This is a genomic window from Pantoea sp. S61 (assembly GCF_016625145.1).
GTDB lineage: Bacteria > Pseudomonadota > Gammaproteobacteria > Enterobacterales > Enterobacteriaceae > Pantoea > Pantoea rwandensis_B.
The window spans coordinates 1-12,039 of record NZ_JACVUO010000020.1; the positions used below are offsets into that span (position 1 = coordinate 1).

Sequence of the window (12,039 nt, forward strand, 5' to 3'; positions counted from 1 at the left end):
GACCGCTCGGTTCGTAGCCGAGTACTCTATCCAGCTGAGCTATGGATGCATCGGAAATGGCGGTGAGGCGGGGATTCGAACCCCGGATGCAGCTTTTGACCGCATACTCCCTTAGCAGGGGAGCGCCTTCAGCCTCTCGGCCACCTCACCTTACGCGTTCTTCCGAACTGTGCTTCTGAACTTGTTTCTGCTCATCGGCACTGCGTGGCGCACATATTACTTTCCCGCACTTATAAGTCAAACAATTTTTCCCGACTTTTTCTGGATATCGTTCTGTTTGCACAAATGACGCGCAATTAGGATGTTTTGCCGACAAAAAGAGTGATTAATCAACAGCGAAAGCACGTTGCAGTTAACAAAATGGGAAGAAAGAAAATGAGGTTAAGGGCGGAAAAAATGAAGATGGGGGGATAAAAGCGGTAGCGCCTCGCAGGATGCGAGGCGCTGAATCCGTTAGTAACTCGTTTGCTGAGTTTTTTCGGCCTGGATACGCTGATAGATTTCTTCGCGATGCACCGAAACTTCTTTAGGCGCATTGACGCCAATACGGACCTGGTTACCTTTAACACCCAGCACCGTTACAGTCACCTCATCGCCAATCATGAGGGTTTCACCAACTCGACGAGTTAGAATAAGCATTCTTTGCTCCTTGAAAGATTAAAAGAGTCGGGCCTGTTCGGTCTCCCGGCCATATCCATCATATAACGCTGAACAATGTCTATGACAAATACACCATTGTGCATCGCCACGCCAATACATTCTGCTGATAGTTAGTTTAGCCGAAATACACTACATCAACCGGACTTTGTCATTATCGGGTGCACACCGCGTTAAAAAGCGCCAGAACACGGGGGTTCTGGCGCTACTCACGATGCTGAATTTTAATTCGTTACAGTCGGTTACTCACCCACTCCGACACGCCAGCCAGTGCGCCAGCCAGTGCCTCAGGGTTTGTACCACCCGCCTGAGCCATATCAGGACGACCGCCGCCTTTACCGCCAACCTGAGCGGCCAGTTCGCCGACCAGCTCACCCGCTTTGACGCGGTCAGTCAGGTCTTTAGTCACCCCAGCAATCAGGGAAACCTTACCTTCAGCAACAGTTGCCAGCACAATGATGGCCGAGCCGAGCTGATTCTTCAGGTCATCCATCATGGTGCGCAGCATCTTCGGCTCAACGTTGTTAAGCTCGCTGACCAGCAGTTTGGTACCCTTCAGGTCCACTGCTTTACTGCTCAGCGAGGCACTCTCTTGAGCTGCTTGCTGATCGCGCAGTTGCTGCAGTTCTTTTTCCAGCGCGCGAACGTGATCAACCAGACCGCGTACTTTCTCATTCAGATTACTGCTGTTAGCTTTAACCACCTGCGCAATTTCAGTTATCTGATCGCTCTGCGCATGCAGCTGAGCCATTGCGCCTTCACCCGTCAACGCTTCAATACGACGCACACCTGCCGCCGTGCCGGATTCAGACTGAATGCGGAACAGGCCAATGTCGCCAGTGCGCGCTGCGTGCGTACCGCCGCACAGCTCAACGGAGTATTCACCCATGCTGACCACACGCACACGCTGTTCATACTTCTCACCGAACAACGCCGTTGCGCCGCGCGCTTTGGCTTCATCCAGATCCATCACTTCAGTCTGGATGAGTAAATTGCGACGAATCTGGGTATTAACGATATCTTCAACAGTGCGAATCTGCTCTGGCTTCATCGCTTCGGTATGAGAGAAGTCGAAGCGCAGGTATTTATCGTTGTTGAGTGAGCCTTTCTGACCTACATGATCGCCCAATACTTCACGTAACGCTTCATGCATCAGATGTGTTGCGGAGTGGTTGAGAATAATACGCGCACGGCGCTCTTCATCCACTTGTGCATTGAGGCGGTCACCCACACGCAGCTCACCGCGGTTGAGCTTACCTATATGACCAAAGGCTTTGCCATACTTCTGTGTATCCTGGACGCTGAATTCAGCATTCTGCCCAGTCAGCACGCCGGTATCGCCCACCTGGCCACCTGACTCGCCATAGAATGGTGTTTGATCCAGAATCACTACCGCTTCCTGGCCAGCCGCGATCTGCTCAACCTGCTGACCGCCAACAAACAGCGCCTGCACGGTGCCTTCAGCCTGAAGCTGGTCATAACCTTTGAAGTCAGTGGCTGAATCAAAGCGAATTACGCTGTTGTAGTCAGCACCGAAACCACTGGCCTCACGTGCACGCTGACGCTGCTGCTCCATGGCCGTTTCGAAGCCCGCTTCGTCAATCTTCAGATTGCGCTCGCGGCAGACATCGGCAGTCAAATCCGCCGGGAAACCGAAGGTGTCATACAGACGGAAGACCGTTTCGCCATCCAGCGTATCGCCTTGCAGATTGGCCAACTCTTCATCCAGCAATGCCAGGCCGCGTTCCAGCGTCTTAGCGAACTGCTCTTCTTCATTTTTCAGAGCATTTTCAACATGCTTCTGCTGGCGTTTCAGGTCTTCACCGGCATCGCCCATGACGTCAATCAATGGCGCGACCAGCTTATAGAAGAAGGCTTCTTTGGCACCCACCATATTGCCATGACGCACTGCGCGACGAATGATACGGCGCAGCACATAGCCGCGGTTTTCATTCGATGGGATCACGCCATCAGCGATCAGGAATGCACAGGAACGAATGTGGTCAGCGATCACGCGCAACGATTTATTGTTAAGGTCGGTTGCACCTGTAACCTGCGCAACGGCCTTGATCAGTTTGGCAAACAGATCGATTTCATAGTTGGAGTTAACATGCTGCAGTACCGCGGCGATACGCTCCAGGCCCATACCGGTATCAACAGAAGGCTTCGGCAAAGGTTCCATGGTGCCGTCGGCCTGACGGTTGAACTGCATGAAGACGATGTTCCAGATCTCGATGTAGCGATCGCCATCTTCTTCCGGGCTACCCGGTGGGCCACCCCAGATATGGTCGCCGTGATCGTAGAAAATTTCGGTGCACGGACCACAAGGGCCGGTATCACCCATCTGCCAGAAGTTGTCAGATGCGTAGGCGCTGCCTTTGTTATCGCCGATGCGAATAATACGTTCGCGCGGCACGCCGACATCGTTAGCCCAGATTTCGAAGGCTTCATCATCGGTTTCATAAACGGTGACCCACAGACGCTCTTTCGGCAGCTTGAACCACTGCTCACCCGTCAGCAGTTCCCAGGCATAAGCAATCGCTTCTTTCTTGAAGTAGTCGCCAAAGCTGAAGTTACCCAGCATTTCAAAGAAGGTGTGGTGACGAGCGGTGTAACCCACGTTCTCAAGATCGTTGTGCTTACCACCGGCGCGCACACAACGTTGAGACGTCGTTGCGCGTGCATAATCGCGTTTATCCTGACCGAGGAAAACGTCTTTAAACTGCACCATTCCCGCATTGGTAAACAGCAACGTTGGGTCGTTGTTCGGTACGAGGGAGCTGCTGGCTACAACCTGATGTCCCTTGCTATGAAAAAAGTCGAGAAACGCTTGACGGATCTCAGCAGTGCTCTTGCTCATATAATTCCTGGAATCACGCTAACGAACGTTCCCTTTCGCGGGCAAACCACATCTGCAGGTTTACCGCTGATTGAGGAACAAAAAGTGGGAATAAGATAAATTTTCTTCAGTGGGAAGTAAAATCCCATCGCCTTTCAGTCGTCAATATTTCTGAAAACTGCCTGAATATCTTCCATCATAAAGCCTTTAGCCATTAAAAAGCGCTGTACCTTGCTTTTCTCAGCCCAGGTTTGCGGCAGAGGATCACCAAACTTACGCTTAGCCAAATCGGCCGCGCATTGGCTCCAGTCCACTTCAGTATCCATCATCGCCTGATTGATCTCATCGCGGCTGATGCCCTTCTGCTGTAATTCCATGCGCACGCGCTGTGAGCCGTAACCTTTACGTGCGCGACTTTGGATAAAGCGTTCGGTGAAGCGCTGATCGTTGAGCCAGCCACTCTCCTGGCACCAGTCGAGCACCTTTTCCAGCAGCTCATCCGGTATCGGCACATTTTCTTCTTGCTTCAGATAAGCTGCACGCTGAGAAGAGAGTTGCAGCTTGCGCTTCAATTCGTCACGACTGTGGTCTCGCTGCGATAAGACACGCATGGCACGATCCAGCAAACGGGAAAATGTCGGCGCCGAAGCCGTTGAAGATGATGATGACATGAATTTGACCTTGTTCTGACTGTTGCGCAGGGTAAAGCAAGAAGACGATCAGGGGAAGTGTTGACGGGGAAATGCAAACGGGAGCATCGCTGCTCCCGTGGGGGTATATCTTAGAAATCTTCGTTGGTTTCGCTAGCTTCTTCGTAGTTATCAGCAGAAATTTCTGCTGCACCCGCTCCAGCCGTTGCACCCGTCAGCAGCAGATCGCGTAACTTCTTATCGATCTCGTTAGCAATCGCTGGGTTCTCTTTCAGGAAGTTGGTCGAGTTCGCTTTACCTTGACCAATCTTTTCGCCGTTGTAGCTGTACCACGCACCGGCTTTCTCAACCAGTTTGTGTTTCACGCCGAGATCCACCAGCTCGCCAAAGGTGTTGATGCCTTCACCGTACATAATCTGGAATTCAGCCTGCTTAAATGGCGCAGCGATTTTGTTCTTCACCACTTTTACGCGGGTTTCGCTACCGACCACTTCATCGCCCTCTTTAATCGCACCGATACGGCGGATATCAAGACGAACAGAAGCATAGAATTTCAGTGCGTTACCACCGGTGGTGGTTTCTGGGTTACCGAACATCACACCAATTTTCATACGAATCTGGTTGATGAAGATCAGCAGCGTGTTGGACTGCTTCAGGTTACCCGCTAACTTACGCATCGCCTGGCTCATCATACGTGCGGCCAGACCCATGTGCGAATCACCGATTTCACCTTCGATTTCCGCTTTCGGCGTCAGTGCCGCAACGGAGTCAACGATGATCACATCAACGGCACCGGAGCGTGCTAACGCATCACAAATCTCCAGCGCTTGCTCACCGGTGTCCGGCTGCGAACACAGCAGATTGTCGATATCAACGCCGAGTTTTTTGGCATACACCGGATCAAGCGCATGTTCAGCATCGATAAAGGCACAGGTTTTACCTTTACGCTGTGCAGCGGCAATCACCTGTAGCGTCAGCGTGGTTTTACCGGAAGATTCTGGTCCGTAGATCTCAACGATACGCCCCATCGGCAAGCCACCAGCCCCCAACGCGATATCCAGTGACAGTGAACCGGTTGAGATGGTTTCTACGTCCATTGAGCGGTCTTCACCCAGGCGCATGATCGAGCCTTTGCCAAATTGTTTCTCAATCTGGCCCAGCGCGGCAGCTAAAGCTTTCTGTTTGTTCTCGTCAATCGCCATTTCCACTCCTAATCATGCTGGGTAAGCCGACATCATTGTGTGCCTGCTCGTTCTGTTGCCGGTAATTATACTGTATGACCATACAGTATCAAGTTTAATTTGTCAGAAATTCATCAAGCAGTGTTTGCAGCGCCCAACTGACGGATTGCCGACGCACCGCGTCACGGTCTCCGGCAAAGATCTGCCGCTGCGCCAGAACACGATCGCAAGGTCCGACAATGGCAAACCACACGGTACCCACTGGCTTTTCTGCTGAACCGCCATCTGGCCCCGCAATCCCGCTCACAGCAATGCCAAACTCAGCAGCGGCGGCATTGCAGGCACCTTGAGCCATCTCACGCACAGTTTGCTCACTGACCGCGCCATACTGCGCCAGAGTCGCTGCCTGCACGCCCACCATCTGCTGTTTGGCTTCGTTGCTGTAGGTCACGAAACCCCGCTCAAACCAGGCAGAGCTGCCACTGACATCGGTAAACACTTTGGCAATCCAGCCACCGGTGCAGGATTCCGCCGCGGTCACCGTTGCCTTGCGTTTCTTCAGCTGTTCACCAATACGCTGGCTGAGCTGCTGCAACTGTTGGTCGTTCATCGCCTTCTCCTGTTTTGGCGCTGCGCGTTAGACATAAATGGTGCAACAGAGCGCCCTTTTCAACCTCTGTCACACCATTTTGCGTGCGCGCTTCCACGATACTAATGCGTTCTCACTGCCACCATAAATAAACGCGGGAAAGCCAGCAAAACCTGACCATTGCTGCGTGGGGGATAAGCCGGCATTAATGCATGATGATAGTCATGCAGAAAATCGGCCTGTTGCTGTTCAGTCAATCCGGCGAGGAAGGGACGCAAGCCCGTGGCACGGAGCCAGGTAATGATGGCCTGCGCATCGGCCATTGGGTGATAGTACGTGGTACGCCAGATATCCACCTGACAGCCTGCATCACTCAGCAAATCATAATATTGTTCCGTGCTTAGCAGGCGTTTGCGATCGGCGGCCTGTGGCGAGATATGTGCCTGCCAGCGTTCACTGGCCGCCACTTTACGCATCAAGCTGTGAGAGGCTTCATCAAGATTGTCCGGCATCTGTATCGCCAGAGCGCCACCGATATCCAGCTGTTCAACCAAATGCGGCAGCAGCGTGTGATGATCGGTTAGCCACTGCAGCGAAGCATTCGCATAGATGACCTGCTGTGGCTGGTTAGCCTGCCAGGTACGAATATCCGCCTGCAGAAAAGTGCAGGCAGGTAACCGCTCATGCGCTTGTTCCAGCATGGCTGCAGAGCTATCGATGCCTGTAATCACCGCGTCTGGCCACGCTTGCGCCAGCAGCTCAGTACTGTTGCCGGGACCGCATCCGAGGTCAGTTGCGAAATGCACGTCGGTTAGTGGAATACGTTCTAATAGTTCACGCGCAGGGCGCGTGCGTTCCGATTCAAATTGACGATACAGCTGTGGATTCCAGTCTTGCATGGCAACGCTCCTGTCTGGCTGAAGAGCATCACACTACCTGTTTTCTCAATCGCTAAGCGAAGAGAAAAGTGCGATGTCTCACCTTTTTACCCTTTTTCACTGGTTAATGTCAGTCACGATCACTAAGTTAAAACAAGGTTTCATTTTTAAAAATCAAGGATCGCGTTATGGCTGCACAACCTGAATTAACCGGCGTCTGGTGTCCTTCAGTTACCCCTTTCGATCAACATAATAAGCTCGATATTGATGCGCTGGGCCGCCACTTTGCGCGCCTGAACGCCTCGGGGATTGATACGCTGTTGTTGATGGGCAGTATCGGGGAGTTTGCTTCGCTGACCCAACAGGAACGGCTGATGCTGATTCGCGAAGCTCGTCAGCTTTCGCCACTGACCATGGTCGCGAATATCTCAAGTACCTGTGTTCCCGACATGTTGCAGCTCGCTGAAGCTGCCTGGCAAAATGGTTATGACGCAGTGATGGTTTTGCCGCCCTATTACTATGGGCAAACGCAGAAACAGCTGTTGAGCTACTTTAAAGCACTGGATAAACAGTTAGGTGGCAAGTGGTTTGCCTACAACTTTCCGGCGCGCACCGGCTGCGATTTAACGCCGGCATTGGTGGCTGAATTAGCCGCTGAACTGCCGCAATTTATCGGCATTAAAGACACCATGGATTGTCTTTCACACAATCGAGCCCTGATTGAAGAAACCAAAAAGGTTCGCCCTGATTTCACCGTACTTTCAGGGTATGACGAATATCTTCTGCCCAATTTGCTGGCAGGCGGTGCCGGGGTGATTTCCGGCTTAAACAACATCGTACCGGAGTTGTTTGCCGAGGCGATGCACGCATGGCGAGCGGGAGAGTTAGCGCAGTTGGCACAGATTCAACAGCGTATTGGTAAGCTGATGGCGATTTACACCATCGGCGATGACTTTGTCACGACTATCAAAACCGCAGTGGCGCGCAAATATGATTCTATGGGCAGCCATTCACGTAATTATGGCGGCGAACTCACGGTTGAGCAGTGCGCAGAGCTGGATCGTTTGCTGATGTGATCACAATAAGGGACGGCCGGACAGCCGTCCTGTACTCAGTTCTTTTTCACAAACTCAGATTTGAGTTTCATCGGGCCAAAACCATCGATTTTGCAATCAATGTTGTGGTCGCCTTCAACCAGACGAATGCTTTTCACTTTGGTGCCAATCTTCAGGGTTGAAGAACTGCCTTTCACCTTGAGATCCTTGACCACGGTAACGCTGTCACCATCGGCCAGCAGATTGCCATTGGCATCCCGCACCACCAAACCCTCCGATGCTGCATCAGCACTCGGCGACCAGATATGGCCACAAGATGGGCAGTTCAGGTTCTCACCATCCTGCCAGGTATAATCAGCCTGACACACAGGGCAAGCAGGTAATGTTGTCATGAGCATTCCTCAGAAGTCGAAAGGCGGTGAAGATGGCACCGCAAAAGGGGCGCCATCTTATACCCTCACTCTTTATAAGGACAGCATTAAAGCATGTTGCCCTGACGCGCTTTCGCCACTGCCTGGCCCAACTGCCATACCGCCATGGCATAGTGTGTGCTGTGGTTATAACGCGTGATGACATAGAAATTAGGCAGGCCATACCAATATTGATAACTGGTGCCAAGATCAAGGCGCAGCAGACTCGCCTGGTTATTACCGTCCAGCGATCCTTGTGGCGTCAGGCCGCTTGCCATCAGCGTATTCACTGGATAAAGCGTTTTAAAGCCATTTTCCAGCGCAGGAGCCTGCCCGCTTGCCGGTACGGCAACATTCTGCCCTGCCCGCCAGCCGTGCTCTTTAAAGTAATTTGCTACGCTGCCAATCGCATCCACAGGATCCCACAAGTTAATGTGGCCATCACCATTGAAGTCGACCGCATACTCTTTATAGGAAGACGGCATAAACTGGCCGTACCCCATTGCACCCGCAAAGGAACCGCGCAGATCCAGCGGATCATCCTGTTCAGTGCGCGCCATCAGCAGGAAGGTTTCCAGTTCGCTGCTGAAGTAGGCCGCGCGACGAGGATAGCTAAAGGATAAGGTGGCCAGCGCATCCAGCAGACGCGTTTTGCCCATCACCCGACCCCAACGTGTTTCCACGCCAATGATTCCGACGATGATCTCCGGCGGCACGCCATAAACCTGCTGAGCGCGTTGCAGAGCGTCCTGATATTGATCCCAGAATGCCACGCCATTTTGTACATTATCTGGCGTGATGAATTTATTGCGATAGCGGATCCAGGCACCGTTCGGCCCCGTCGCCGGCGTGTAGCTTGGCGCTTGTTGGTCCATCAGACGCAGCACGTAATCGAGACGCTTCGCCTGGCCGATCACCGCATGCAGTTGATCACGGTTAAAACCGTGTTTTGCCACCATTTGATCAATAAACTGCTCAGCCGCCGGATTCCCCGCGAAATCACCAAACATCGGCTGAACGGCGTGTGAAGGCTCCAGTAAGAAACCACCTTTTGGTGCAGGCACAACGGCGGTTTGCTGCTGGGTTGCAGGCTTACTGCTGCAGGCAGCAAGCAAGGCGATAAGTGGAAGAAAAGCAACCTTAAAACGCATTAGATATCCATAAGCCAGATGAAACCGGAAGCCAACATGGTAATCGTTCATCAAAGCGGGATACAGAGCAATATCTTAAATTTACGCCGCTTTTCCCTGGTTTCAGTGGGTTGCAGCGAAAATTTGCGGGACAGCTCCACACTTTACCTTTATCCCCCGATTTTACTTTTTACTGCTTATCGCAATTTGTTAAGGTCGGCAGCCAGAATCCATTGCGGGCGGATGATGCGCGCAGGGCAAAATGCTAATATCTGCGCCTTGGTTATCCGTCTGTGAGATAACGCACCATACTGGCCTGCTCATATCGGGCAGCCATGATTGAACGAGTGAATTTTGAGCGAAAACGAGATGAAAGGAGCAGCGCAAATGGACTTTACTGGCCACACGCCCATGATGCAGCAGTATTATTTAATTTATTTAATTCGATGTTTTTATTGAACTTATAAATTAAACCTCTTGATTGACATACAAATGGCATACATACTAAGCTAATTTTTACGGTAAGAGTTACAATGCTATGACAAAGGATATAGGTATTTTCATACACAAAAATATGAGTAAAACCGAGTTATTTTGAAAACAAAAAAATTGACAAACTCCTAACAGTTTTTTTAGTTTAAGATTATAAACTAAACCACAATTTATGGTTTTTATTTTATAAGGAGAAGGAATAAATGATAGACCTGTTTAAAAAACATAAACCGTCCGCAACAATAGTTAGAGTGGAAGAGGTTGATGAAAATGGCAAGACCTATGTTCCGCCACAATATGAATATTGGGTTATTGTTAAATCTTCTCCGCCTAAAGTTCTATCAGTCGCTTATTCCTTCGATGAAGCATTAGATAAGTTAAATAGTGATGGATACTCATACACACCTTAACTATCTGTCACTCTCCTCCTCATCCAAATAACCGGGGAAGTTTTCCGATTGAGTTCCTTCTGAAGGAATAAAAACATCCCCCACGCTTTGACTTTGCCATTTGTTATGAAATGGAATAAACTTATCTTTCTTAGAATCCCAATTTTTTATGCACATATTTAATGCTATATCCGCTTCTTTCTTAGCCTCACTCACAGGAAGTCTTGTTAAACAAGCTATGAATGCTTTATTCCAAAAATCTTCTATAGTCATAATTAATCCTCTTATATTAGATAACTCACATAATTAACACCACCATAAAATACAATGTCAATACAGATTGTATTTTATATTCTTTTCCTAATACTTACATCTTCTTCACTAACAACAATCGAGTTTATTTTAATCTTTTCTTCTTCAGCCATCTTTTTTTCGATGATGCCTCTAACTTTATCAATATCTACATCGAATGCCAAAGAAGATAAGAACCACCAATCGACACTTTTATATTCGGCAAGATCGGTCAATTGAAATCTATGAACAATAGTACAAAGCTCTAAACACTCTTCCGAGTTGTAAAAATCTCTGAGCATGATATAAACAACATCCTCAGCAGGGTACATTTCATAATCCTCAATCATATTATTTTTCTCAAGGAATGCCTGCAAATCATCATGAATCTTTGCTAAAAATACTTTAGCACCTTTTAAGGATAAACTTTCTTTTTCTAAAATCATTTCACCTTTCATTTAACTCTCCTTTTATTTATTTTTATTTAACATAAATTACAAGTGTGTCAATACTAAAATCGTCATTTTAAAAAAATCATTACTCAAAGTAGTAAAAAAACGTTTATTCTTACTCTGTAAGAACTATCCCTGTCAAAAAAGCCAAAGATTTTAGAAAAGAGTTTTCAAGGAAAATATTCATGATTTTTAAATCAACCATTGAAAACTTGCCGAAAAATCACTTACGAATCAAACTTACAAAAACACCTATTTCTTTGGAAAGTTTCTCAGGGCATTCTAAAGGTAAGAGATGACCACAATCGTTTATAATTTCAAAAGAATAAGGATTGAAATATACCAAAGTCCTTTTGATTTGTTCGGTGATATTAGGAACACTTCTATCATCATTACCAATTATTAACTTAACTGGCAGTTTTACTTTATCAAAGGCACCTTCGAAATCCTCCTGACTTCCACTATCAGCCCATTTATGAAATGCTTCACAGTCAGCTTGCAGGGTGTCTTTAATAGCGAGTTCTTTTAATGCCGGTTTCAACGGCTGTGAACATGCACCTTCTACAAATGCTTTAGCTTCTTCTGAACTTCCCGTCCATTCTTTCTGTTGCAGATATAGCTGGACAGTCATAGGCTGTGGAGTAAGTGGTGATGGAGCAACGAGAATAAGTCCACTGATTGTATCTGGGAATTGTAAAGACATAACGGCCGCGATTTTACCAGACATTGAGTGACCAATCAGGAACGGATTTTTATCTTAAGATCAAGAATATTTTCCCACAGAGTTTTAGCCTGCGATTGAATACTCATATCTTCTAAGGCTCCAGAGTTACCAAAACCGGGCATATCAAAAGCAATACAATCGTAATCATGTATGAGATTGTTAATTACAGGGGTCCAGTTGTTAGCAGAACCACCAATATAATGCATAAAAACTAATGTCGGTCCTTCCTGATTTCCCTGACGAGTAAAACTTAGCATTTATAACCCCTTACTGAACCTGATTTTTAATTTCTAATTAGACAG

Annotated in this window: 14 protein-coding genes and 1 tRNA gene; 2 read left to right on the forward strand and 13 right to left on the reverse strand. The window is 48.7% G+C overall.

Annotation, left to right across the window (positions count from 1 at the left end):
• Positions 1–57: 57 nt before the first annotated feature.
• The 7 genes from IAE30_RS25140 to tam all read right to left on the reverse strand — a co-directional run bounded on the left by IAE30_RS25140 (position 58) and on the right by tam (position 6,815).
• Positions 58–150: transfer RNA gene (locus tag IAE30_RS25140), tRNA-Ser, on the reverse strand.
• A gap of 303 nt (positions 151–453) precedes the next feature.
• Positions 454–639: a carbon storage regulator CsrA gene (gene csrA, locus IAE30_RS25145; RefSeq protein WP_004155916.1), complete on the reverse strand. Its 186-nt coding sequence runs from the start codon at positions 637–639 to the stop codon at positions 454–456.
• A gap of 250 nt (positions 640–889) precedes the next feature.
• A complete protein-coding gene (gene alaS, locus IAE30_RS25150; RefSeq protein WP_200681188.1) occupies positions 890–3,517 on the reverse strand; it encodes an alanine--tRNA ligase in 2,628 nt (875 codons plus the stop codon).
• A 134-nt stretch (positions 3,518–3,651) separates the two neighbouring features.
• Complete coding sequence (locus IAE30_RS25155) at positions 3,652–4,167, reverse strand: regulatory protein RecX (RefSeq protein ID WP_200681189.1); 516 nt, start codon at positions 4,165–4,167, stop codon at positions 3,652–3,654.
• A gap of 110 nt (positions 4,168–4,277) precedes the next feature.
• Positions 4,278–5,348, reverse strand: a complete 1,071-nt coding sequence (gene recA / locus IAE30_RS25160; RefSeq protein ID WP_200681190.1) for a recombinase RecA — start codon at positions 5,346–5,348, stop codon at positions 4,278–4,280.
• Positions 5,349–5,442: 94 nt separating this feature from the next.
• Positions 5,443–5,937, reverse strand: coding sequence for a nicotinamide-nucleotide amidase (gene pncC / locus IAE30_RS25165; protein ID WP_200681191.1), 495 nt, complete (start codon positions 5,935–5,937; stop codon positions 5,443–5,445).
• 101 nt (positions 5,938–6,038) lie between these two features.
• Positions 6,039–6,815 carry a trans-aconitate 2-methyltransferase gene (tam, locus tag IAE30_RS25170; protein ID WP_045816440.1) on the reverse strand — a complete coding sequence of 259 codons (777 nt, stop codon included), beginning with the start codon at positions 6,813–6,815 and terminating at the stop codon, positions 6,039–6,041.
• Positions 6,816–6,982: 167 nt separating this feature from the next.
• Here tam and IAE30_RS25175 point away from each other — a divergent pair, with 167 nt between their 5' ends.
• Complete coding sequence (locus IAE30_RS25175) at positions 6,983–7,870, forward strand: dihydrodipicolinate synthase family protein (protein ID WP_200681192.1); 888 nt, start codon at positions 6,983–6,985, stop codon at positions 7,868–7,870.
• 35 nt (positions 7,871–7,905) lie between these two features.
• Here IAE30_RS25175 and IAE30_RS25180 read toward each other — a convergent pair whose 3' ends face one another.
• Positions 7,906–8,241, reverse strand: coding sequence for a zinc ribbon domain-containing protein YjdM (locus tag IAE30_RS25180; RefSeq protein ID WP_038645217.1), 336 nt, complete (start codon positions 8,239–8,241; stop codon positions 7,906–7,908).
• Between the two features lie 86 nt (positions 8,242–8,327).
• Positions 8,328–9,410: a lytic murein transglycosylase B gene (gene mltB, locus IAE30_RS25185; RefSeq protein ID WP_200681193.1), complete on the reverse strand. Its 1,083-nt coding sequence runs from the start codon at positions 9,408–9,410 to the stop codon at positions 8,328–8,330.
• A gap of 674 nt (positions 9,411–10,084) precedes the next feature.
• On the opposite strand from mltB, the gene IAE30_RS25190 reads away from it, so the two are divergent.
• Positions 10,085–10,291: a hypothetical protein gene (locus tag IAE30_RS25190; protein ID WP_200681194.1), complete on the forward strand. Its 207-nt coding sequence runs from the start codon at positions 10,085–10,087 to the stop codon at positions 10,289–10,291.
• Here the strand turns inward: IAE30_RS25190 and IAE30_RS25195 are convergent, their stop codons facing one another.
• From IAE30_RS25195 to IAE30_RS25210, 4 genes are all read right to left on the reverse strand, one after another.
• A complete protein-coding gene (locus tag IAE30_RS25195; RefSeq protein ID WP_200681195.1) occupies positions 10,292–10,543 on the reverse strand; it encodes a hypothetical protein in 252 nt (83 codons plus the stop codon). It lies immediately after the preceding gene.
• 74 nt (positions 10,544–10,617) lie between these two features.
• Positions 10,618–11,019 carry a hypothetical protein gene (locus IAE30_RS25200; protein ID WP_200681196.1) on the reverse strand — a complete coding sequence of 134 codons (402 nt, stop codon included), beginning with the start codon at positions 11,017–11,019 and terminating at the stop codon, positions 10,618–10,620.
• Positions 11,020–11,236: 217 nt separating this feature from the next.
• The gene (locus tag IAE30_RS25205; protein ID WP_200681197.1) at positions 11,237–11,740 is read right to left on the reverse strand and encodes an alpha/beta fold hydrolase; all 504 of its coding nucleotides are present in this window, start codon (positions 11,738–11,740) and stop codon (positions 11,237–11,239) included.
• An 11-nt stretch (positions 11,741–11,751) separates the two neighbouring features.
• Entirely contained in the window at positions 11,752–11,994 is a 243-nt protein-coding gene (locus IAE30_RS25210; protein WP_200681198.1) for an alpha/beta fold hydrolase, read from the reverse strand.
• Positions 11,995–12,039: the final 45 nt, after the last annotated feature.

What these genes read in the sequence shown, in the direction of transcription:
- csrA (WP_004155916.1), bottom strand. Translation starts at nt 639, where the DNA reads ATGCTTATTCTAACTCGTCGAGTTGGTGAAACCCTCATGATTGGCGAT.
- alaS (WP_200681188.1), bottom strand. Translation starts at nt 3,517, where the DNA reads ATGAGCAAGAGCACTGCTGAGATCCGTCAAGCGTTTCTCGACTTTTTT.
- IAE30_RS25155 (WP_200681189.1), bottom strand. Translation starts at nt 4,167, where the DNA reads ATGTCATCATCATCTTCAACGGCTTCGGCGCCGACATTTTCCCGTTTG.
- recA (WP_200681190.1), bottom strand. Translation starts at nt 5,348, where the DNA reads ATGGCGATTGACGAGAACAAACAGAAAGCTTTAGCTGCCGCGCTGGGC.
- pncC (WP_200681191.1), bottom strand. Translation starts at nt 5,937, where the DNA reads ATGAACGACCAACAGTTGCAGCAGCTCAGCCAGCGTATTGGTGAACAG.
- tam (WP_045816440.1), bottom strand. Translation starts at nt 6,815, where the DNA reads ATGCAAGACTGGAATCCACAGCTGTATCGTCAATTTGAATCGGAACGC.
- IAE30_RS25175 (WP_200681192.1), top strand. Translation starts at nt 6,983, where the DNA reads ATGGCTGCACAACCTGAATTAACCGGCGTCTGGTGTCCTTCAGTTACC.
- IAE30_RS25180 (WP_038645217.1), bottom strand. Translation starts at nt 8,241, where the DNA reads ATGACAACATTACCTGCTTGCCCTGTGTGTCAGGCTGATTATACCTGG.
- mltB (WP_200681193.1), bottom strand. Translation starts at nt 9,410, where the DNA reads ATGCGTTTTAAGGTTGCTTTTCTTCCACTTATCGCCTTGCTTGCTGCC.
- IAE30_RS25190 (WP_200681194.1), top strand. Translation starts at nt 10,085, where the DNA reads ATGATAGACCTGTTTAAAAAACATAAACCGTCCGCAACAATAGTTAGA.
- IAE30_RS25195 (WP_200681195.1), bottom strand. Translation starts at nt 10,543, where the DNA reads ATGACTATAGAAGATTTTTGGAATAAAGCATTCATAGCTTGTTTAACA.
- IAE30_RS25200 (WP_200681196.1), bottom strand. Translation starts at nt 11,019, where the DNA reads ATGAAAGGTGAAATGATTTTAGAAAAAGAAAGTTTATCCTTAAAAGGT.
- IAE30_RS25205 (WP_200681197.1), bottom strand. Translation starts at nt 11,740, where the DNA reads ATGTCTGGTAAAATCGCGGCCGTTATGTCTTTACAATTCCCAGATACA.
- IAE30_RS25210 (WP_200681198.1), bottom strand. Translation starts at nt 11,994, where the DNA reads ATGCTAAGTTTTACTCGTCAGGGAAATCAGGAAGGACCGACATTAGTT.